The following is a 22,392-nucleotide window of genomic DNA, read 5'->3' as shown; positions in this document are numbered from 1 at the left end:
TAGCCTCTCCTATTCTAGTATAGTGCAGAAAAAGAAGGCCGTCAAGCCTTCTTTTGATTTATTCTTCTGCTTGGTCTTCTGTAAATTGACTATTGTAGAGGTCTGCATAGAAACCACCTTGAGCCATGAGTTCTTCATGATTGCCTTGTTCAATGATATTACCATCTTTCATGACCAGGATCAAGTCAGCATTACGGATCGTTGACAAGCGATGGGCGATGACAAAGGATGTGCGTCCTTCCATCAAACGGTCCATAGCCTTTTGAATCAACTCCTCTGTACGTGTGTCTACTGAGGATGTCGCTTCGTCCAGAATCAAGAGTGGAGCATCCTTGAGCAGGGCACGAGCAATGGTCAAGAGTTGTTTTTGTCCTACTGACAAGGTCACTGTATCATCCAAGACGGTATCGTATCCATCTGGTAAGGTTGTGATAAAGTGGTGGATTCCTACTGCTTTGGCAGCCTCAATCACACGTTCATCACTAATACCAGTTTGATTATAGATGAGATTTTCTCGAATGGTTCCCTCAAAGAGCCAGGTATCCTGCAAGACCATTGAAAAGGCGTCATGAACTTCTGAACGCGTCATATCCTTGGTATCTACACCGTCAATGCGAATACTTCCCTTATCAATCTCATAGAATTTCATCAAGAGGTTAACAATAGTCGTCTTCCCAGCTCCAGTCGGCCCAACAATGGCAACCTTCTGCCCTGCACGAGCCGTCGCCGAAAAGTCGTGGATGATGGTCCGCTCAGGTGTATAGCCAAATGAAACTCGATCAAAGACCACTTGGCCCTTCATGCTGGTCAATTGTCTTCCCTTATGAGATTCGTCTTCCATCTCAGCTTCGCCTAGAAACTCAAAGACACGAGTCATGGCTGCACTAGCCTGTTGTAAGCTCGTAACCCCTTGAGCAATCTGTGACAAGGGTTGTGAGAAGGTACGAACATAAACCATGAAGGCTACAATAATCCCGATACTGATATGGCCTTCAAGAGCTAAGGCGGCACCGACGATAATGACTAGAACATAGCTAAAGTTTCCAACAAAGATCATGGCTGGCATCATGATTCCAGAAATAAACTGAGATTTCCAGATACTATCATGTAGATTCTGATTCAAGCCTGCGAATGTTTCTTTTGTTGGTTCCACAGCATTATAGCTGCTCACCACATTGTGGCCAGTGTACATTTCTTCCACATAGCCATTTACAGCCGCTAGGTTGTTTTGTTGAGCTTTAAAGTAACCTTGAGATTTAGCCATAATCACTGAAACCGCCGCAAATCCAACAAAGGTTGAAACAACGGTTACCATGGCCAAAATCCAGTTCATCCCAAACATGGTAATCAAAACAGCAATCAGTAAAAAGCTAGCTGAAAGAACTGTCCCAAGACTTTGGTTGAGAGATTGAGCTGCTGTATCCACGTCATTAGTCACACGAGAAAGGGTGTCCCCTTGAGAATGACGGTCGAAATAAGCAAGAGGCAAACGATTGATTTTCTCAGCAATAGCTGTCCGCAAACGTTTTGAGAAATGTTGGATACTAGTTGAAAAAATGTAGGCTTGTGTATAGTTAAGGATAATACCAATCACATAGAGGATAACCAAAAAGCTAGCAATACTTGACACAGCCTCTAGGTCAATTCCAGTCATCAACCCATCTGAGATTAAGTTGGTGATTTCTTTGATTTTAGTTGGTCCATACACCGTGATAATACTTGAACATACAGCAGCCACAACTGCGACTAGTAGAGGAAGTTGGAGACCTGCTAGAAAAGGTCTACACTGTTTCCATAAGGACGTTTTCTTATTTTCCATGTTCCAATTCCTCCTTCGATAGTTGTGAATAGGCAATTTCTTGGTAAACTTCATTGCTTGCAAGAAGTTCCTTGTGGGTGCCTTGTCCCACGACTTTACCCTGATCCAAGACTAAGATTAGGTCTGCATCCATGATGGTTGAGATGCGTTGGGCAACGATCAACTTGGTCATGGATTGTGTTTTTTCAGCTAATTCTTGGCGCAAGATACGGTCTGTCTTGTAGTCCAAGGCTGAGAACGAATCATCAAAAATGAGAATCTCTGGCTTACGAGCCAAGGCGCGTGCAATGGCCAAACGTTGTCTTTGACCTCCTGAGAAGTTAGTACCACCTTGAGCCACTTCTGAGTCAAGACCCGCTTCCTTATCCTCGATAAAGTTTTTAGATTGAGCCAACTCTAGAGCTTCCCACATATCTGTCTCGCTTAGAGGACTTTCTTGGCTCTTACCAAAGTCGAGATTGCCCTTAACATCTCCAGAGAAGAGGACTGCTTTTTGAGGAATATAACCGACTTTATTTCGCAAGTCTTCCAAGTCATAATCTTGCACATTGACACCGTCGACTAGGATTTCCCCATCTGAAACATCATAAAAACGAGGCAAGAGGTTCACAAGCGTTGATTTACCAGAACCAGTTGAGCCGATAAAGGCAATGGTTTGCCCCGCTTCTGCCTTGAAGCTGACATGTTCCACAATTGCTTCTGAGTTTTTAGAGTAGCGGAAAGTCACGTCGCGGTATTCCACTTGACCTTTCACAGAAGAATTTGCCGTCTGTGGGTCACTAGGATTCTCAATAGAGGAATGAAGATCCAGTACTTGATTGATACGCCCTGCAGAAACCAAGGTACGAGGAAGGACGATAAAGAGAGCTCCCATGAGCAAGAAGCCCATCACGACCTGCATGGCATATGACATGAAGACCACCATATCACTAAAGAGAGGTAAACGTTCAGTCAGACTAGCATCGTTGATAATATAAGCACCAATCCAGTAAATCGCTAAACTCAAGCCACTCGAAATCGCCATCATAATGGGATTCATAATGGCCATCAAACGGTTGACAAAGAGATTAAGACGAGTTACTTCGTCGTTAGCTGCTTCAAATTTCTTATCTTGGTAATTCTCTGCATTGTAGGCACGAACCACTCGAATCCCTGTCAAACTTTCACGAGTGATGCTATTGAGTTTATCTGTCAATTTTTGAATGACAGATTGTTTTGGAAAGGCTAGAGTCATGAGAACGGTTGTCATTAAAACATTGACAATGACGGCTACTACTACTGCCCAGAGCCAGTATTCTGACTTGCCAAGGATTTTCCCAATAGCCCAGATAGCCATGATAGGCCCACGAGTGACCACCTGAAGTCCCATGGTAAAGAGCATCTGAATCTGCGTGATATCATTAGTCGTCCTAGTCAAAAGACTGGGAATAGAGAAACGTTTAATCTCTGTCTGAGAGTAATCCAAGATACGATTAAAAATATCGCTTCGCAGGTGAGTTGTGTAAGATGCTGCGACTCGAGAAGCGAAGAAGCCAACTATTACGGATGATAGAAAAGCCAAAAGCGACAAACCCATCATCTTAATAGCTGGTGACCAAAGTGCATCCAACTGCGTTCCTGGTGTTCCTATTAATGCAGTAATTTCTGAAATGTAAGTCGGCACTTCTAATTCGAGATAGACCGAGAAACAGGTAAAAAGAATTGTCAAGAGAATCATGCCCCACTCTTTTCCTGTGATACGCTTAGCGAGTTTCTTCATCTGCTCCTCCTATTTTTTCTATATTGGCTTGTAGTTGACCCATGACTTCCTCAAAAATAGCTAGTTTTTCCTCGGATACGCCATCGAGTAAACTCCTATCAATTCGATCAAAGAAAGATTTGATTTGCTGCATTTGAGAACGTGATTTTTCGGTCAAATGAACAAATTTCGCCCGTTTATCACTTGGGCTCGCCTCCAATTCCACCAAACCATTTTGCACCATGCGCTTGACTAAATTACTAGCAACTGACTTGGTAATATTGAGCTCTTGTTCAATATCCTTGATGAGCGTCAGTTCTTGTTCATGTTCACGGTGATCTAAAAAACGAAGGACCTGCCCTTGCGGTCCACCCATAAATTCAATACCACAACGTTTGGCTTCCTTTTGCACCATGAGGTGTATCTGGTGCCCAAAACGTTTAAAGACCAACATCGGTTTATCCATGCTTTCTCCCTTCTAATGTAAAATAGTTCTCTTGGGAACAATTAAGTTTTCATGAGAACTATTTTATCATTTTTAGAAAAGATGTCAAGAAAAAGTTTCCTTGAGAACTATTTAAGTAAAAATTGACATCAGCTCTTATTTTATCTATAATAAACACTATAATAAACACTATCTCACACGTATTATAATACACCCTAATTAGAAATGAGAACATCACAAATGAAACAAAAAGAAGAGAAAATCTTAGGAATCTTGGCTATTATCTTTGGAGCCCTGGCACTTCTTGGTTCTTGGCTACCAATCATTAGCATACTAGCGTTTTTCTTCGCTATTGTTGCTATAGCCTTAGGAGTTTTTGGTATCGGCCTTAATCTCAAAAATCGTAAAATATTGGCTATCATCGGAACGACCCTAGGTGTTTTATCCATCTTTCTTGTTTTAATGACGCAAGTATTACCTTCTGGTGTCTTTACTGATTTAGCTAAAAACTTTCGTCACCCATACAGAAGTCTAGCCTCTATAACAGAAGATGAGGAATTTGGAAATTTGCCAGATTATAGATCAGATGAGGATAATGATCAAGAGGATACGGAAGATACCGATTCCTTCGCTTGGACCCAGGAACAATTTGACGCTTTGATAGAAGGCGACACCACAAATAGAGGAAAAGGTGGCACCAACTACAAAGATATTATCAGCAAGCATGGACTACCGGATTCTGAAATCGAGTCAACCTCAGGTGGCTACGAGATTAAAAAAATCACCTATCTTTCCCTTGGTTCAAACACCAAGACAGTGGTACTCACTTTCGCAAAGCAGGAAAACGGCCAGTTTCTTCTCATCCGTAAATTTGCCCTAGGATTGGATAGTAAAGATCAAACTGACGATGGAGTAAAAGTCTAAAATAACTAAAAAACGAACAGCTATTAAAGCTGTTCGTTTTTTTATTAGAATCCATCAACGTTGGTGTAGATTTTTTGTACGTCTTCGTCGTCTTCAAGAACGCTGTAGAGTTTTTCAAATGTTTCAAGGTCATCACCTGACAACTCAACTTCTGATTGAGGAATCATCTCAAGTTCTGTCACTTGGAATTCTTCGATACCAGACTCACGCAAAGCAACGATAGCCTTGTGAAGGTCAGTTGGAGCTGTGTAGACAGTGATTGTTCCTTCTTCTGCTTCTACATCATCTACATCGACATCTGCTTCAAGCAAGAGTTCAAAGATAGCATCCGCATCGTCACCTGCAAATACGATAACACCCTTGTTGTCAAAGAGGTAAGACACAGAACCTGAAGCTCCCATGTTTCCGCCGTTTTTACCAAAAGCCGCACGGACATTGGCAGCTGTACGGTTAACGTTTGAAGTCAAGGTATCAACAATCAACATAGAACCATTTGGTCCAAATCCTTCGTAACGACCTTCTGTAAAGGTTTCGTCCGTGTTTCCTTTCGCCTTATCAATAGCCTTATCAATCACGTGTTTTGGCACTTGCGCTTGTTTGGCACGATCGATAACAAATTTCAAAGCAGTATTTAGTTCTGGATCTGGTTCACCTTTTTTAGCTGCTACATAGATTTCTACACCAAATTTTGCATATACTTTAGAGTTAGCTCCATCTTTAGCCGTTTTCTTGGCTACGATATTGGCCCATTTACGTCCCATTAGGAATCTCCTTTTTTCACATTTTAATCTTTCTTATTATAACACAAGTCTAGTAGATTTTCACTAGAGGAAATGGATTTTCTTTTGTAAAGCAAGCTAGGATTTCCCGCCGGCTGCTACGATTTTCTTACCTTCTTTTATCCAAGGGTGTTGAGAGAGGGAGAAGTAAAGTTGAACAGTCATCACAAGCCAGAGTAGCGGTTCACATAGGATAACACCTGTATAACCCGCCCAAGGAATAATCCAAGCTACAAAAACAATTTTCCCGATAAACTCGATAAAACTAGATAGGAGGGGCAAGAGTTTTTGACCGAGTCCCTGCAAACTATTTCTATAAATCAATAAAAGACTCAAAAAGGGATAGAAAACAGAACTAATGCGTAGATACAAGGCCCCATTTTCAATCAAGTAACCATCTGATGAACTCGCTAAGAAAGAAACGAGGCTAGGACTTGCAAAAAATAGGAATACACAAGCAAAGGTTGCCCAAGACATGCTCAAGTAGCTCCCTAAGCGAAGACCTTGGACAATGCGTTCGGGACGTTTTGCCCCAAAGTTTTGAGAGATAAAAGTCGTCATCGAAGATGAAATAGCCGTCATTGGCAATAAGGCAAAGGCCATGATTCTACGTGCTGCCGTTTGGGCACTGATAATAACTGCTCCAAAACTGTTAACAGAGGATTGCAAGATCACACTTCCGATAGAAACGATTGAACCCATCAGCCCCATGGCTAGTCCCTGCTCCAAGAGATCAATATAGAGAGCCTTGTTCCATTTGAAGTGCTTCAAGCCTGGAAGGAGCTCTGGAACACTCTTGCGGATATAGAAATAACAGAGAATAGCAGACAAACCTTGCGAGATGATGGTTGCAAGACCTGCAGACTGAACCCCTAACTGCAATTGTGTAATAAAATATAAATCTAGAATGACATTAACAATGGCTGAAAAGATAAGAAAGGCAAGCGCCGCAAGGCTATCACCAATTGATCGTAGTAATCCTGCAAAGAGATTATAGGCAAAGCTAACTCCCACGCAGCTAACAATCATTGAGATGTATTCATAGGATTGGGGGAGGATTTCTGCAGGTGTTTCGAGATATTGTAAGAGCGGATAAAGACCGAAGAAACCCATCAGCATCACAAGACCACTCAGAATTGCACCTAAAATCCAAGTCGCTGCGACAGCTTCCTTAATCTTTGCAAAATTACGAGCACCATAAAGACGAGCAATAACGACTCCCATCCCATTTCCAACACCGAGGGCAAAGCCGATAATCAAATCAAAAATAGCTGTCGTAGCTCCGACTGCCGCCAAGGAATCTTGCCCTAAAAAACGCCCAACAATCAAAATATCAGCTGTATTGTATAGTTGCTGAAAGATGTTGGACAGTAAAATCGGTAATGCAAAACTAATCAGTGAAGGAAGGATAGGACCATGAATCAAGTCCACCGTTGATTTTTTATTCATAAGGCTATTATATCAGCTTTCAAGTTGAGGAACAAGGGAGTTTCCTTAAGAAAGCGTTGCCTATATGTAAACAATCTGGTATAATCGTGACAGAAAAGGAGGGTATGTATGAGCTTAACAAGTCAGTTAATTACAGATGTATTCCCAGACCTTGAGAAAGTGGAACAATTAAACAAGGAGGCCTTCCCTGAAGAAGAACGCGTCTCTTTGGAGGAATTTTTAAGTTACCAGGATAGAGATGACGCCCACTTTTTCGCCTTTTATAATGAAGAAGAGTTTGTCGGCTTCGCTTTTGCCATTTCTAATCAAAAAGCTTTCTACATTAGCTTCTTTGCCATTATGCCCCATCTCCGCAGTCATGGGTACGGGAGAGAAATCATTGAAAAACTCATTGATTTTTACCAGCGTACTATGATTCTTGAAGTGGAGCGATTAGACGAAGACTGTGACAACCTCGAACAAAGAAAATCCCGTATGGACTTTTACTTACAAAATGGCTTTAAAACTGCCAACGCCTTCTTGGAATACGAGGGAATGAGTTTTGAAATTCTTTACCGTGGCGACCATTTTGATGAAGAGGCTTATCGGAACATCTTTCAAAAATTGCAAGAAGAAAATTACTTCGACTTTCGTATCGAATACCGACGCTTTAGTGAACACTAGTCATCATGAAACAAAAAAGTAGCAGTAAAACTGCTACTTTTTTTATTCTTCAATTTCGATTTCAAGAGCGTCGCCCAAATCAAGTGTTACTTCTTGGTTAGAATCTGCATCAGCTGCTACACTTGCTTTAGAACCTTCTTCCTCTTCAATTAAACCATATTGAACACGAACTTGGTGGTCAATTTCATCAAAGATTTCTGGATGGTCTGCCAAGTATTTCTTAGCATTCTCAGAACCTTGTCCGATTTTTTCACCTTTGTATGAGTACCAAGCACCTGCTTTTTGGATAATATCCAAATCACTAGCAATCTTCAAGAGTTCACCAGTTCTAGAAATACCTTCTCCATACATGATTTCAACAAGAGCTTCCTTGAACGGTGGGGCAACCTTGTTTTTCACAACTTTGATCTTCGTTTCTTTACCGACGTTAGTATCTTTTTGGTCACCAGTTCCCTTGATCTGTGTGCTTCCACGAACGTCTAAACGAACTGAAGCATAGAATTTAAGGGCACGTCCACCAGGAGTTGTTTCTGGATTACCAAACATAACTCCTACTTTTTCACGCAATTGGTTGATGAAGATGGCAATTGTCTTAGTCTTGTTGATAGAAGCACCAAGTTTACGCATAGCTTGGCTCATCATACGAGCTTGAAGACCAACGTGGCTATCTCCGATATCTCCATCGATTTCCGCACGAGGTACAAGGGCTGCAACTGAGTCGATAACGACTAGGTCAACTGCACCTGAGTCGATCAATTTCCCTGCAATTTCAAGACCTTGCTCACCTGAGTCTGGTTGTGATAAGAGCAATTCGTCAATATTCACACCAAGAGCTGCTGCATAGGCTGGATCAAGAGCGTGTTCCGCATCGATAAAGGCTGCAATTCCACCTTCTTTTTGTGCTTGTGCTACAGCGTGAAGGGCAACCGTTGTCTTACCTGATGACTCTGGACCGTAGATTTCGATGATACGTCCCTTTGGATAACCACCTGAACCGAGCGCAATATCAAGTGCCAAAGAACCTGAACTCATCACTTGTACTTTTTGCTCGGCACGTTCACCTAAACGCATGATTGAACCCTTACCGAAGTCTTTTTCAATCAATTTAAGGGCATCGTTCAAGGCTTTTTCACGATCAGCTCCAAATTTTTTGCCGATTTCATCTAATTTTTTTGTTGGTTTTTTCGCCATTTTGTTCTCCTATATTTTTATAATTCTTAGAACCTTCTTCTATTATATCAAAAGTCAGTCACTTAATAAAGCTTTGCGAACCAAGTTAAAAGCATGCATAACTGCAATTTTACGAACATCTGCTCGGCTTCTTCCAGCTATATTGACACGAACAACTTCTGTGCCTGATGCTTGAGACAAGCCGATAAAAACTGTACCTGCAGGATGCCCTTCTAGACTATCCGGACCAGCCACACCTGTCAAGGAAACTCCAAAGTCCGACTGGGTTTTAAATCGTGCTTGCTCCGCCATTTTTTCCGCTGTAAATGCTGACACGACTCCATATTCTTCCAACTCTGCTTGTGGAATATCTAACATCTTAGCCTTTTCTTCCATGCTATAAGTGACAAAGCCACCTTTAAAGATAGCTGACACTCCCGAAAAGTCCGCCAAAGTTGATTGGAAAAGCCCTGCTGTCAAGCTTTCTGCAGCTGTGATGGTTTTCTTCTGCTTTTTCAATCCCTCAATAACTACGCTGGCTAGACTTGCTTCCTCGCCATATCCATAGCAGATATCCTTTAAAGCAATCCCTTCAAAAGTCTGACGTGCAAGAATTTGACCCTCAAGACAATCCAAAGCTTTTCTTGCCTCCTCTTGACTAGTAGCCTTGGTAGACAAGCGCAAAGTCACTTCTCCCGTTTTTGCATAAGGGGCCAAGGTTGGATCTGTTTGTTCTTCAATCAAATCCGACAGAATCGTTACCAGCTGGCTCTCGCCAATACCAAAGAAACGTAGCACGCGTGAGTATAACTTAGCTCCAGTTGTCAATCTTGGCAACAATTCATTCAAAACCATGGGTTTTAGTTCGCTTGGTGGCCCTGGTAGGACGACATAGGTCACGCCAGCCACCTCAATCATGCCTCCGACTGCTAGTCCTGTTTCATTAGGTAGCGGGATTGAACCCTCAACGATTTGAGCTTGGCGCTCATTATTTGGAGTTCGGGCATAGTCCGGTCGATGAGCAAAAAAGTCATCTAGTTTAGCCTGCGCATGAGCATCAAAAGTTAAATCACGCCCTAGAAAATGGGCCAAGGTTTGTTTGGTCAAATCATCCTCTGTCGGTCCCAATCCTCCTGTTAGGATAACCAGATTGCTACGATTCTGAGCAATCTCCAACAAGGATAAGAGACGAGCCTCATTATCTCCTACAGCCGTTTGGAAGTAGACATCAACACCGATTTCAGCCAACTTTTCAGACAAAAACTGTGCATTGGTATTGACAATTTGACCTGTTAGAATCTCTGTCCCAACAGCTATTATTTCCGCTTTCATTTTTTCCTCCTACCTATCTATTCGGATTTCTTTGAAAAAATCGCAGGAAAATTCCTACGATTTCAATATTCATTTCTTATTGTTCTTGTTGTCCTTGCTCTATAACAGAACCAGTCGTTTGTGGCAAACGACCATAAATGTTTTCATACAAAACTGCATTTGTCTCCAACTCGGTAACTTCTGGTTTGTCTAATGAACGGCGTAAAAGATTTTGCATCTCTAACATATGCTCAGATGTCACGATTTGGTAAGATATTCCGTCAATCATTGCATCTTCTCCGCGCAATTGCTGAGACTCAATATTCTTAAAGGAATCCTGATAGCCCATCAACTGAGGAATTGTTGTAGTCGTAATCTCGATATTTGTCTGCATATTGTCGCTAAGAGCCTTCAGAATTTCTTGGTAGTGACTGACACTATTCAAACTAAGGATTTTTTCGACAATCTTTTGAATGACTTCGCGCTGACGTTTCTGACGACCGTAGTCTCCCTCTGGATCCTGATAGCGCATGCGTGAATACACCAGAGCCTCTTCACCATTTAATGTTTGCTCTCCAACCCCGATAGAAATCGTGTTAAATGGTTCCTGGTCTTGGATAGAGATTGGGAAACCTAGAGTGTTGTTTACTGTAATACCTCCGACAGCATCAACCATTCTTTGAAGACCGTGCATATTGACCATCACATAGCGGTCGATATGGATATTCATCATTTTTTGAATGGTCGAAATGGCAAGCTCTGCCCCACCATCAGCATAGGCAGCGTTGAGTTTAGCTTCTCTAACACTACCATCTGGTTGTTGGATTTGTGTCAGAATATCACGTTCCAAACTCATCATAACGACTTTCTTGGTTTTAGGATTCACTGTTACCAAGATCATTGAATCACTATTTCCTGCCCATGGGTCTGTACGTTCGACATTCCCCGTATCTACCCCCATCAATAGGATTGTCAATGGTTCAGTTGCCTCGATAACCTTGGTTTCTTCTCCGATTTGTTTATAAGTTTTGGCTAAAGTCTGTGTACTTTGTTGGTAGATAGTATAGGCATAAGCTCCCACACCAAGCACTGTCACAAGAACAAAGCCTAAAAACATTCCGATTATTTTTTTTACCATATATTTATTTGTCTATCAGTCGACCCATCAGGTAAACATCAAGAAACTCTCCTCCTTCTATACAAGCGCCTCGTTCCTGCTGGCCTTCAATGATGAAGCCCAGCTTTTTATATAGATGAACAGCTGCCAGATTTCGTTTTTGAACTGTCAATTGTAAACGTCGAATACTTCCGCTAGATTGGGCCCACTCAATAGCTTCTTCCATCAAGATACTACCGAGACCATTTCCCCAATAGGCTTTTTTGATACCCAAAAAGATATCCCCAATATGCCGAACTCGCGGACGTTGATCAGCCGTTATATTGATCACTCCTGCCAATTCTTCATTCAAATAAGCTAGTAAAGTAATCTGATTATCCGACTGGGCCTGCTTATCAATAAAACGCTGCATTTCGGATTCACTCATTGCAATTCCATTTTCATCCAGACTGGTAAAACTGGACTCTTGACCAATTTGATCTAAGAGAGCAATGACCGCTGAAGCATCCTGGGCTTCCGCTTCACGGATTAAAAGATCATACTCCATCCGTCAATCCTTTCAAAAGTTCTGTCGCTCGTTGACCATGAGCATGAAAGACAACTTCACGGCCCTCACCATCTTTAAGAATTTCTAATTCCAGATAGTCGGCTGGAAGAGCCTCACCTAATAGGTGTCCCCACTCAATAACCGTCACACCTGAACCAAAAAGAAATTCATCAAGGTCGATTGAATCTGCATCTCCTTCGATGCGGTAAACATCCAAGTGATATAAGGGTAGGCGTCCTTCATATTCTCGAACAATGGTATAAGTAGGACTTTTGATCATTTGATGAATCCCTAGTCCTTTAGCTAGACCTTTTGTTAATGTGGTTTTTCCAGCACCTAATTCACCAGTCAAAATCAATACATCATTTTTCTCTAGCAGAGAGCCGAGCTCTTGTCCAAGAGCAATGAGTTCATCTTCATTTTTTGTGTGCATGCTACTATTATACCAAAAAGTTTTCTTTTGTGATATCTCCACTAATAAAAAAAGAGGAGTTCCCTCCATCTTTTTTTAGGTTTAATCATTAGTTAAGAGCCATGCTAATGTAGTTCAAGATGAACAAAGCATCCAAAATCCAAATCATGACATGCACTTCTTTGATTTGACCTTTAACAATCTTTGTCAAAGTATAAGTCAAGAAACCAACGGCAATCCCTTGTGTGATTGAGTAGCTGAATCCCATAAAGATAGAGGTGAAGAAGGCTGGAACTGCTTCTGACATATCGTCCCAAGGGATATTTTTCAAGTTAGAGAGCATCATAATTCCGACAATAATCAAAATTGGTGCTGTCGCAGCTGAAGGAACAATCGCTAGAAGTGGGCTAAAGAAGCTTGATAGGGCAAAACAGATAGCAACAACTAAGGCTGTCAATCCAGTACGTCCACCAGCACCGATCCCTGCTGCTGACTCAATATAAGTTGTAACGTTTGAAGTACCTGCAATGGCACCAACTGATGTCGCCACCAAGTCAGAGTAAAGAGCTTTATCTAATTTAGCTGATTCATTGTTTTCACCACTTGTAGCGATGATACCAACTTTTTCACCTGTACCGATAAGAGTACCAATAGTATCAAAAATATCTGTCAATGAGAAGGCAAGAATGGCCATCAAGGTTTCTGGTAAGCGAGACGTGTTTGAAATCAAAGATCCTAAACCTTCTGATCCAAGAGCAGCACCAAACAAAGTTCCTAGGTCGTTAACTGCTGCTGAAAGATTGTTGCTAGCAAAATCGATTCCTGACAAATTAACAAGACCAACCGCAATAGCAAGGACTGTCGTTGTTAAGATAGAAAGGATGATCCCACCTTTGATACCTTTAACAACAAAGAAGATCGTAATAGCAAGACCTGCAAGAGCTACTAATACAGCTGGAGTATTGAAATCTACCAAACCTGGAACAGCTGCTGAGTTTGCAGTAAGAGCCGCTTGAGCCTTATCTGCTCCTTCACCTGCTACAGTATAAGTACCGGGGTCAATTGAGAATTTCAAAAGGCCAGCATTCTTGATACCAACATAAGCAAGGAAAACACCAATACCAGCTGAAATTGCTGAACGAAGTGTTGTAGGAATAGACTCAATGATCATTTTACGAACATTGGTCAATGTAATAATCAGTGAAATAACTCCACAGATGAAGACCATCCCAAGAGCTTCTTTCCAAGTATAACCCATCCCAAATACGACTGTAAAGGTAAAGAAGGCGTTAAGTCCCATACCTGGGGCTTGAGCATATGGCAAGTTAGCATAGAAGGCCATCATCAAAGTTCCCACAACAGAACCGATGATTGTTGCTAAGAATACACCCTGAACAGGCATTCCTGTTTGTGAAAGCATTTGAGGGTTTACAAAGAGAATATAACTCATTGCAAAGAAAGTTGTTAAACCAGCAAGAACCTCTGTACGGACATCTGTCCCGTGCTCTTTTAGTTTAAATAGTTTGTCCATTTTTAATCTCCTTTGTCATTTTACGAACAATATGACTATTATAACACCAATCATTCATCTTTTCAAGGTATTTTTACCGAATTATAAAAATCTTATCAGATATTATTCTTTTTGTTTTTACTTATAGTCAGCTTTTCTTTCAGCTTTTTGATATAATAGGAAACATCTTATCTGAAACTAGATTCGGGAGGATTTTATGACTAAAAAAATGATTGCCGTTGACTTAGACGGTACTTTACTTAATGGAGAAAGCAAACTCTCTGACTTTACAAAAGAAACCATTAAAAAAATTTCTAAGGAAGGCCACCATGTGGTTATCGCAACCGGTCGCCCATATCGTATGGCCAAAGATTTTTATGACCAACTTGAACTTGAGACTCCTATGATCAACTTCAACGGTTCACTCACTCACCTACCTGGTAAGGCTTGGAAACATGAAAAATGCCTTACTGTGGACAAAAAATACCTCTTGGATATCGTAAAACGAAAAGAGGACATCGAGGCAGACTTTATCGCAGGTGAATACCGTAAAAAGTTTTACATTACAGCCCCGGACAAAGAAATTGCCGATCCTAAATTGTTTGGTGTTGAAAACTTTCGCCCTGAAAATCAATTCAAGTCTGACTTAGTGACTAAGGGGCCAAACTGTATTTTATTACAAACTAGGGCAGACGATAAATATGCACTGGCTGAAGAGATGACCAGCTTTTACAAGCATCAGCTTAATATCAATACTTGGGGTGGCCCTTTGAACATCCTCGAGTGTACACCAAAAGGTGTTCACAAGGCATTTGCTCTTGAATACCTTCTAAATGTCATGAATATAGACAGACAGAACCTGATTGCCTTTGGTGACGAACACAATGACCAAGAAATGCTCTCCTTTGCAGGTAGAGGATATGCCATGAAAAATGCTAATCCCGCTCTACTTTCTTTCGCAGACGAGCAATTACCATTGACTAATGAAGAAGATGGAGTTGCTCACTTTTTACAAGAGCGATTCCTCTAACGTATAACTTATAATTCATCAGTTCTATACTTTGGGTAAAATAATGACCCTTAAAGTATGGAACTTTTTTCATACAAAAAATAATTAAAAAAGATTTGTATCTGTTTTATCCAGATCCAAATCCTTAAAAATATCTATTTTTTTAAAACAATACGATCAGAAACCTCACGGTCCATGTCATCGATGATTATTTGATTCTCCTCAGCTACATAAATCTTGACGTCATCTCCGATGATGACTTTCTGACTGTCTGGTTCAAAAGTTACCTTCTTAATTTCCTGATCACCATCAGGTTCTACTTCCGTCCATGTTCCAGTATTACCAGTAACAACGAGAGTAATGCTATCTCCATCATCTTGTCCTTTATAGGTGCCATCAATGTTGGTTACTGATCTAATAGTCGAACTAGAAACAGTCGTTTCTGCTGACTGAGCAGTCGTTACTTCCGTACTAGTACTTGCTTGAGTTGAAAGAGTTGCTTGATCTTTTGGTGAACATGCAACTAAGAGACTAAGACTTGCCAAAGAAGCAAGAGAAAGTGTGAATTTTTTTAGTGACATAATGCCTCCTTTCTTTTAGTGGCTTAAAATCAGAATAACCCTGCTGAGCCACCACACCTCTACTATAACAATTAAAGATAGGAGAGTCAATCAAATGACTTTGGATTCATAAGATAGGCACGAACCTCAGATATAAAATAGAGAGAACCTGTCACAAATAGCAAGTCTTGCTCTCCTGCAGAAGCTTCAAAGTGATCTATAAAATCTCGATAAGAAGCAATGCTTGTATAACCTCCCAAGTCTTGCTCCTCCAAGGAACCTTGGTAATCAAAAGTCGTAACATAGAGAGTTGCATCAGGCAAATGCTCAGTTAAGGATGTCAACATACCGCCATAATCTTTTCTCTTCAGGGCACCAAAAAGAATTTGAGCTTGATAACCTTGCTGGATTTTTTCTTGAATAAACTCAACCAAACGCTCCAGAGCTGGTAAGTTATGAGCGCCATCCAAATAGATGTGGTCAGTGATTGCTTCAAGACGCCCAGCCCATCTGGTAGTTCGCAAAGCAGTTCGAATCGCTTCTTGGTCAACATTCTCATCTCTTTGTGCCATAAACAATAGAAAAGCCTGCAAGGCAAGAGCTGCATTTTCCTCCTGATAGGCTCCTTCCAATCCCAGTTTTAGTTGGTTCAAGTCCGCTAGAGAGGAAGAGAAACATCCATTCTTGAAAGAAAAATCTTGATCAGCTTGGTAGAGAGTCACTCTCAAATCTTCTGCAACCTTTTGACAAACCATCTGTGCTTCAGGAGCTAGATTTACAATAACAGCCGACTTACCTGACTTAAAAATTCCTGCTTTCTGTTCAGCAATTTCTGCCAAGCTATTACCTAAGGTCTCCTGATGATCGAGGCCGATTGATGTGATGACTGCAATCTCCCCAGTCACCACATTAGTGGTATCAAGAAGTCCACCAATCCCTACTTCAAGTAAGACTAAATCCACCCCTTGCTCTTTAAAATAGAGTAGAGCAATTAAGGTCAGCAACTCAAAAAAAGATAGCTGATCATGGGTTTCTAGAAGTCTCTGCTCCATTGCTTTGACTTGTTCTGCTAAACGAATAAAATCTACGTCCGATATGGGCTCTCCATTGATACAAATACGATCATGGATGCTAACAATGTGTGGCGAAGTAAAGGTCCCAACCTTCTTGCCATGAGAAACAAAGAGTTCCCTCATAAAGGCAATGGTTGACCCCTTCCCATTAGTACCCGTTACATGGATAATCGGATAGGTTTGCTCAGGATTCTCCAGTAAATCTACTGCTCTTTGCATCCGTCCCAAGCCTGATCTAAAATTCAAGCCAATCCGACTATGAAGCCATTTTTCTACTTCAATCATGCTTATCTCCTTAACAAAAAAGCGAAGATTCTCTTCGCTTTTTACTCATTTTGCTAGATACTAGCTAAATTTTATTTTTAGCGTCAGGCTAAAAACGTCCTCCGGATGTTCCAACTCTTTCCAGTTTCTGGGAGTTGGGGTGATACAGTCTCCCAGACTGCCTGCGTTTCTATTTTCTAGCGCAGGGCTAAAAACATCCACCGGATGTTCCAACTCTTTCTAGTTTCTAGGAGTTGGGCTAAAAACGTTCCCCGAACGTTTTTACTCCTCCATAAAGCTGTTGAAGACTTCTTCAATCATGTTCCATTCATCTTCTGAATCTTCAGGAATTGGTTGCAATTCGCCTTCTGTTCCGTCTTCATTTTCAGTGAATGAGTAAGCTTGGATTTCAACTTCTCCGTTTTCATCTTCTTCTGCATTAACTGGTACAAGAAGGACATAGTTTTTACCAAATTCTTCTTTTCCATCAATAGTCAAAAGAATTTCAAATAAAGTTTCGTTTCCTTGCTCGTCTACAAGTGTAATAAGTTCACGTTCTTCGTGATCGTGGTTGTGATCGTGTGACATAGTTTCTCCTCTGTCTTAAAATTTTCTATCTAAATAATTTTGCAAAATCAATTGAGCTGCTAATTTATCAATAACTTTTTTACGCTTATTACGACTAACGTCTGCTTGCTCAATCAACATGCGCTCTGCAGCAACCGTAGTTAGGCGTTCATCCTGGTACTCCACTGGCAAACCAAAGAGTTCTTCCAGTTTTGCCCCATATGCTTGACTCGCTTCAACCCGCGGTCCGCTGGTATTGTTCATATTTTTAGGCAAACCAACAACAAAGCGCTCCACCTTATAGCTATCAACCAATTCCTTGAGTCGTTCAAAACCGAACTCTCCCTGGTCTTCATTGATTTGGATGATTTCGAATCCTTGTGCTGTAAACCCTAACGGATCGCTAATCGCTACTCCTACTGTTTTGGAACCAACGTCCAACCCCATAATTCTCATTGGTTATAGATCGACTCCTTGTCCCTTAAGGTAGTAGCGGACCAATTCTTCAACAATCTCATCGCGTTCGTATTTACGGATTTGATTTCTTGCGTTATTGTAACGAGGAACGTAAGCTGGGTCTCCACTGAGAACATAGCCCACAATTTGATTAATAGGGTTATACCCCTTCTCGTTCAATGAAGCATAGACTTCTGTCAATGTTTCACTGATCTCTTTTTTATTGGAATCGTCCAATTTAAAACGTACGGTTTCTTCAGTAAATCCCATTCTAACACCCTCTTTCCTTAGAATAGTACTATTATAGCACATTCACAACCTTTCTACAAATAACACAGTCTGAATTTGTTGTTTTTCTGTAACGTCCTTACTGGACAGTCGCGCCACTTGCTACTCGATTTGCGATATACTCTTCTGGTTCGTTTTTTATTAGATTTTCCAAGCCAACATTTTTTAAATATTCGCTTTCACTTGCCTTTTTAACATCTAGGACTTGAAAATCATAACTTGTCTTCGTTTCAATCTCTGTCTCACTTAAAAGATTGGTTTCAAGACTAAAACCAGGAATTTTTCGAGCTGCTTGAACTGACTCATCTTTGTCTTCCTCTTCTTTCAAAGCACTCTTTGCCTGCTCTAATCCATGCTCGGCAATGTAGCTCTTAAGTTCATCTGAAACTTGCCGTTTTTGCTGAATCGTTAGAGTCAAGAACTGTTTACCCTTATAGGTAATAATTTGGGTTTGCTGTACACCATTTTCGTCAACAGGTAGAACAAGAGTCTTGGTTACAACTGTATTGTTATTGGCATTTTCTAGAACAGGTAAAGTTGATTGAAGAGCTTCTGTCGTTGTATCTTTAGAAGGTTCCGCAGACTCTTTTTTTTGTCCACAGCCAGCTAGCAAAAATAGAAGCGCAACTGTACCGATAACTATCTTCTTCATATTTATTTTTCCTTATTTATCTATCAAATAAGGCCAGGAGTCACTCCCAGCCTTGATGTTTTATAGTGCTGCACGTAAACGTGCTTCTGCATTTTCTACATTGCGGACAGAGCGTGGCAAGAAGGCACGAATGTCGTCTTCTTTATAGCCAACTTGCAAACGTTTCTCGTCGACAAGAATTGGACTTTTTAGGATGCGTGGTGTTTCCATGATTAAATTAAGCACTTCATTGACACTCAAATCTTCGATATCAACTCCAAGAGCTTTAGCGTAGCGATTCTTTGATGATACAATGCTCGCAATTCCATTGTCTGTTTTCGTTAGAATATCTAATAGTTCTTCTCTAGAAATCCCCTCTTTACCGAGGTTTTGTTCTTTATAACTTAACTGGTGGGCATTGAGCCAGGTCTTAGCTTTTTTACAGCTAGTACAACTTGAGACTGTATAAATTTTGATCATGTACCTACCCCTTTCGCTACATGTTACTATCAGTTTATTCTATTATACCATAAAAAACATCCGACTTGCGACCTATTTTTAAAAAAATTTAACTTTTTCCCCAGTTTTTTCCCTTTTTTCTTGACAAAACACGAACTATAACCATTCTTTGTACTTCTTAATGTATAATTTTTTAATAACAGTGACGCTAAACATGTACAAGAAAATAATACCGACCAAAAACAAGAAGTATGGCAGTCCCAATGGAGCTAAACGAAGGATATTTACTAGTGGTCCATAAGGTAAACTAGTTACAAAGAAAGCTGCAACCAAAGTTGTAAAAATCACAAGCCAAGCTGGTCTGCTTTGTACAAAAGGAACTTTTGCGGTACGAAGCATATGGATAACCATGGTTTGAGACCACATAGATTCGATGAACCAACCTGTTTGGAACAAGATAATAAACTGAAGGGCAGATTCTGATCCATGAACATAATGATGGCCTGTCACCAAAGGAACAATGATAAAGTAGAGGAAGATAAAGGTCAAAATATCAAAGATAGATGAGATTGGCCCCATCCAAACCATAAATCGAGTAATGGATTTTGCTTCCCATGTATGGGGTTGTTTGAGGAAGTCTTGATCCACATTATCAAATGGCAATGCCACACAAGACAAATCATAGACTAGATTTAGGACAATGAGATGAACAGGAGCCATTGGTAAAAATGGCAAGAAGATACTCGCAACAAGGAGTGAGAAGATATTCCCAAAGTTTGAACTGACGGTCATCTTGATGTACTTGGTCATGTTGGCGTAGACCTTACGACCTTCAACGATACCAGTTTCAAGGACCATGAGATCCTTATCTAGCAAAATAACATCCGCAGTTTCTTTGGCGATATCGACTGCTGTATCCACAGAAATACCAACATCCGCCACCTTCATGGATGGAGCATCGTTAATACCATCTCCCATATAACCAACACCGTGACCATTTCTCTTTAACTGTAGAATGATACGCGCTTTTTGGTCAGGTGACAATTTAGCAAAGACTGTCACTTTTTCAACAACTTCTGCCAATTCTTGGTCTGTCATTTGGTCGATATCAGCTCCCAAAAGGATATGTTCAACATCCAAACCAACCTTTTCACAGATAGCTTGGGTTACTTTTTCATTATCCCCAGTTAAAATTTTTGTTTTGACACCATGCTCAAGTAGAGCTTGAATAGCGGGTGCTGCAGATGGTTTTGGTGGATCCAAGAAGGCAAGATAACCAGTAAGAATCATGTCGCTTTCATCAGTCACGGTATAGGCATAGTCTTCACGTAGACCTGACTTGTAACCAACACCTAATACACGCAAACCTTGACGGTTTAATTGCGCTACTTCTGCTAGTACTTCTTGGCGAATGTCTTCGGTTAGGGGAATGATATCTCCGCGGTACTCCACGTGTGTCGAAATGTTCAACATTTCTTCTAAAGCACCCTTGGTAACCATACTAACAACATTGCTATCGTCTTTGACAATGACACTCATGCGTCTGCGCTCAAAGTCAAATGGAAGCTCGTCGATTTTTTGGAAACTAGTATCTAAATTTTGTAGGATAGCGTGTTCTTTAGCTTCTTTTTCAGTTCTACTGATAATGGCACGGTCCATCAAGTTTTTCAAACCAGTTTGAAAATGTGAATTTAGATAAGCTCTTCTTAAGACCGCCATATCCAAATCACCGTGAATATCCAAAGGATATTCTAAAACAATCTCATCCTGCGTTAAAGTTCCAGTTTTGTCCGTACATAGGATATCGATTGCTCCTAAGTCCTGGATAGCATTGAGTTTTTTGATAACCACCTTTTCCTTGGCCATGATAATGGAACCTTTGGCCAAGCTAGCTGTAATAATCATTGGAAGCATTTCTGGTGTGAGTCCGACACCAACACTCAAGGCAAAGACTCCAGCCTCTAGCCAGTCTCCATCGGTCAAACCATTTGCGAAAAACACAATCGGAACCATGACAAGCATCAAACGGATCAAGAGCCAAGAAATGCTGTTCATTTCACGTTCAAAAGAAGTTGGTTCATCGTAGGTGTTGAGAGTTTGCTCGATGGCTCCCATCATGGTGTCATCACCAACAGCTAAAACCATAGCTGTAGCACTTCCTGAGATAACGTTTGTCCCCATGAATGCTAAAGATTCTGCTTCTAAAAGACTCTCTACATTTTGATTCGTAGCTTTATTTAAAGCAAGTTTTTCAACTGCATCACTTTCTCCAGTCAAACCTGACTGTTGAACAAAAAAGTCGCGGGATTCGAATAAGATAACATCTGCTGGAATCATATCTCCCGCACTTAATTTCACGAGATCTCCCACAACCAAGTCATCGATGGGTAACTCTTGTTCAAGACCATCACGAATAACAGTTGCTGTGTTGACAATCATTTTTGAAAGATTGGTTGTTGCCTTGTCGCTCCGCAATTCTTGGACAAAACGGATACCTCCTGAAATCAAAACCAAGACAACGATAATGATAGAAGTCGTTGGATCCTCTTGACCAGGTTTGGCAAGCCAGACGTTTGTAACGAGAGAGATAAAGGCAATCACAAGCAAAATGATTGTGAAAGGATTGATAATGGACTCATAAATCTTTTTAAAGATGGAATCCTCTTGGCCCTTGGTGATGGTGTTTTCACCATATAGGTCACGGTTTTCTTCGACCTGTTCAGAATCTAAGCCCTTTAGACTTGTATGGTAAAAAGCTAGACTCTCTTTAAATGGAGTTTGAATAGCTGCTGCTAGTCTTTCTTTTGTAGTTTTCATTGGTTTCTCCTATCTGTATGAATGGTGATTTCATACACAGAGTCCAATCACTTTATAAGGACAAAACGACACAAATTAGCGATTGGCTGTGTATGTGCGGTTCTGGATGATCGTCAATTTGCATCGTTTTTCTCCTTTCTTTGTTTTAAAATAGCAGAAAGCCCTGCCATAAAATGGCAGGACTAAAAACTTATTATCTGTTTTCGTTCAAGCTTTAACTCCATAGGGCGATGTAATGAGCTTAGTCTTGACCTTCGCGACCAGGACTGTTGACCAACGAGTAGTGTCTCCACTGCTTTGCGGTAGTCATCCGTATCCCTATGGTAGCCTCACCTACCGTTTTCGCCTTTCAGTATAAACCTTTAACTAGTAAAAGTCAACGAT

The 22,392-nt window shown here is 40.8% G+C and carries 22 protein-coding genes and 1 riboswitch; of the genes, 3 read left to right on the top strand and 19 right to left on the bottom strand.

Translation table 11 applies throughout. The annotated features are described in order from the left end of the window. Positions 1–58: 58 nt before the first annotated feature. From AC3E9F_RS04030 to AC3E9F_RS04020, 3 genes are read right to left on the bottom strand one after another with little or no spacing between them, the layout of a single operon-like run. Positions 59–1,819, bottom strand: coding sequence for an ABC transporter ATP-binding protein (locus AC3E9F_RS04030; RefSeq protein ID WP_263394292.1), 1,761 nt, complete (start codon positions 1,817–1,819; stop codon positions 59–61). Beyond that, positions 1,809–3,578: an ABC transporter ATP-binding protein gene (locus AC3E9F_RS04025; protein ID WP_263394291.1), complete on the bottom strand. Its 1,770-nt coding sequence runs from the start codon at positions 3,576–3,578 to the stop codon at positions 1,809–1,811. The genes AC3E9F_RS04030 and AC3E9F_RS04025 overlap by 11 nt, the downstream gene beginning before the upstream one ends. Beyond that, positions 3,562–4,023: a MarR family winged helix-turn-helix transcriptional regulator gene (locus tag AC3E9F_RS04020; protein ID WP_263394290.1), complete on the bottom strand. Its 462-nt coding sequence runs from the start codon at positions 4,021–4,023 to the stop codon at positions 3,562–3,564. Before AC3E9F_RS04020 ends, AC3E9F_RS04025 begins: the two co-directional genes overlap by 17 nt. 219 nt (positions 4,024–4,242) lie before the next feature. Between AC3E9F_RS04020 and AC3E9F_RS04015 the strand changes: the two genes are divergently transcribed. Beyond that, the gene (locus tag AC3E9F_RS04015; protein ID WP_263394289.1) at positions 4,243–4,926 is read left to right on the top strand and encodes a hypothetical protein; all 684 of its coding nucleotides are present in this window, start codon (positions 4,243–4,245) and stop codon (positions 4,924–4,926) included. Positions 4,927–4,970: 44 nt separating this feature from the next. Here the strand turns inward: AC3E9F_RS04015 and AC3E9F_RS04010 are convergent, their stop codons facing one another. Further along, positions 4,971–5,687 carry a YebC/PmpR family DNA-binding transcriptional regulator gene (locus tag AC3E9F_RS04010; protein WP_251937488.1) on the bottom strand — a complete coding sequence of 239 codons (717 nt, stop codon included), beginning with the start codon at positions 5,685–5,687 and terminating at the stop codon, positions 4,971–4,973. A gap of 96 nt (positions 5,688–5,783) precedes the next feature. Beyond that, entirely contained in the window at positions 5,784–7,154 is a 1,371-nt protein-coding gene (locus AC3E9F_RS04005; protein WP_263394288.1) for an MATE family efflux transporter, read from the bottom strand. A gap of 108 nt (positions 7,155–7,262) precedes the next feature. On the opposite strand from AC3E9F_RS04005, the gene AC3E9F_RS04000 reads away from it, so the two are divergent. After that, positions 7,263–7,817, top strand: coding sequence for a GNAT family N-acetyltransferase (locus AC3E9F_RS04000; protein ID WP_490672835.1), 555 nt, complete (start codon positions 7,263–7,265; stop codon positions 7,815–7,817). A 42-nt stretch (positions 7,818–7,859) separates the two neighbouring features. Here AC3E9F_RS04000 and recA read toward each other — a convergent pair whose 3' ends face one another. The 6 genes from recA to AC3E9F_RS03970 form a co-directional block, all read right to left on the bottom strand. Continuing rightward, complete coding sequence (gene recA / locus AC3E9F_RS03995; protein ID WP_214262624.1) at positions 7,860–9,008, bottom strand: recombinase RecA; 1,149 nt, start codon at positions 9,006–9,008, stop codon at positions 7,860–7,862. 54 nt (positions 9,009–9,062) lie between these two features. Beyond that, entirely contained in the window at positions 9,063–10,319 is a 1,257-nt protein-coding gene (locus AC3E9F_RS03990; RefSeq protein ID WP_263394287.1) for a competence/damage-inducible protein A, read from the bottom strand. 76 nt (positions 10,320–10,395) lie between these two features. Continuing rightward, positions 10,396–11,436 carry a glycopolymer--peptidoglycan transferase LytR gene (gene lytR / locus AC3E9F_RS03985; RefSeq protein ID WP_263394286.1) on the bottom strand — a complete coding sequence of 347 codons (1,041 nt, stop codon included), beginning with the start codon at positions 11,434–11,436 and terminating at the stop codon, positions 10,396–10,398. 4 nt (positions 11,437–11,440) lie between these two features. After that, entirely contained in the window at positions 11,441–11,962 is a 522-nt protein-coding gene (locus AC3E9F_RS03980) for a GNAT family N-acetyltransferase (protein WP_263394285.1), read from the bottom strand. After that, positions 11,952–12,395, bottom strand: coding sequence for a tRNA (adenosine(37)-N6)-threonylcarbamoyltransferase complex ATPase subunit type 1 TsaE (gene tsaE, locus AC3E9F_RS03975; RefSeq protein WP_263394284.1), 444 nt, complete (start codon positions 12,393–12,395; stop codon positions 11,952–11,954). The genes AC3E9F_RS03980 and tsaE overlap by 11 nt, the downstream gene beginning before the upstream one ends. 88 nt (positions 12,396–12,483) lie before the next feature. Then, positions 12,484–13,905, bottom strand: coding sequence for an NCS2 family permease (locus AC3E9F_RS03970; protein ID WP_195183424.1), 1,422 nt, complete (start codon positions 13,903–13,905; stop codon positions 12,484–12,486). 196 nt (positions 13,906–14,101) lie between these two features. On the opposite strand from AC3E9F_RS03970, the gene AC3E9F_RS03965 reads away from it, so the two are divergent. Next, on the top strand, positions 14,102–14,914 hold the full coding sequence (locus tag AC3E9F_RS03965) for a Cof-type HAD-IIB family hydrolase (protein ID WP_263394283.1): 813 nt from the start codon (positions 14,102–14,104) through the stop codon (positions 14,912–14,914). 134 nt (positions 14,915–15,048) lie between these two features. Here the strand turns inward: AC3E9F_RS03965 and AC3E9F_RS03960 are convergent, their stop codons facing one another. The 8 genes from AC3E9F_RS03960 to mgtA form a co-directional block, all read right to left on the bottom strand. Further along, on the bottom strand, positions 15,049–15,474 hold the full coding sequence (locus tag AC3E9F_RS03960; RefSeq protein ID WP_263394282.1) for an SP_0198 family lipoprotein: 426 nt from the start codon (positions 15,472–15,474) through the stop codon (positions 15,049–15,051). Positions 15,475–15,560: 86 nt separating this feature from the next. After that, positions 15,561–16,811: a bifunctional folylpolyglutamate synthase/dihydrofolate synthase gene (locus tag AC3E9F_RS03955; protein WP_263394281.1), complete on the bottom strand. Its 1,251-nt coding sequence runs from the start codon at positions 16,809–16,811 to the stop codon at positions 15,561–15,563. A gap of 261 nt (positions 16,812–17,072) precedes the next feature. Continuing rightward, positions 17,073–17,378, bottom strand: coding sequence for a DUF1292 domain-containing protein (locus tag AC3E9F_RS03950; RefSeq protein ID WP_007520816.1), 306 nt, complete (start codon positions 17,376–17,378; stop codon positions 17,073–17,075). 15 nt (positions 17,379–17,393) lie between these two features. Continuing rightward, complete coding sequence (ruvX, locus tag AC3E9F_RS03945; RefSeq protein ID WP_490672834.1) at positions 17,394–17,813, bottom strand: Holliday junction resolvase RuvX; 420 nt, start codon at positions 17,811–17,813, stop codon at positions 17,394–17,396. A 3-nt stretch (positions 17,814–17,816) separates the two neighbouring features. Beyond that, positions 17,817–18,083, bottom strand: coding sequence for an IreB family regulatory phosphoprotein (locus AC3E9F_RS03940; protein ID WP_004250500.1), 267 nt, complete (start codon positions 18,081–18,083; stop codon positions 17,817–17,819). Between the two features lie 97 nt (positions 18,084–18,180). Further along, complete coding sequence (locus AC3E9F_RS03935; RefSeq protein WP_490672833.1) at positions 18,181–18,753, bottom strand: SP0191 family lipoprotein; 573 nt, start codon at positions 18,751–18,753, stop codon at positions 18,181–18,183. Positions 18,754–18,813: 60 nt separating this feature from the next. Beyond that, a complete protein-coding gene (spx, locus tag AC3E9F_RS03930; protein ID WP_000591164.1) occupies positions 18,814–19,212 on the bottom strand; it encodes a transcriptional regulator Spx in 399 nt (132 codons plus the stop codon). 135 nt (positions 19,213–19,347) lie between these two features. Further along, a complete protein-coding gene (gene mgtA / locus AC3E9F_RS03925; protein ID WP_490672832.1) occupies positions 19,348–22,008 on the bottom strand; it encodes a magnesium-translocating P-type ATPase in 2,661 nt (886 codons plus the stop codon). Between the two features lie 191 nt (positions 22,009–22,199). Beyond that, positions 22,200–22,353, bottom strand: a riboswitch (M-box (ykoK) riboswitch). Positions 22,354–22,392 lie beyond the last annotated feature (39 nt).

The sequence above is a fragment of the Streptococcus sp. SCPM-O-B-15277 (M60) genome (genome assembly GCF_058200335.1).
This window is presented reverse-complemented; position numbering and strand designations above follow the sequence as displayed.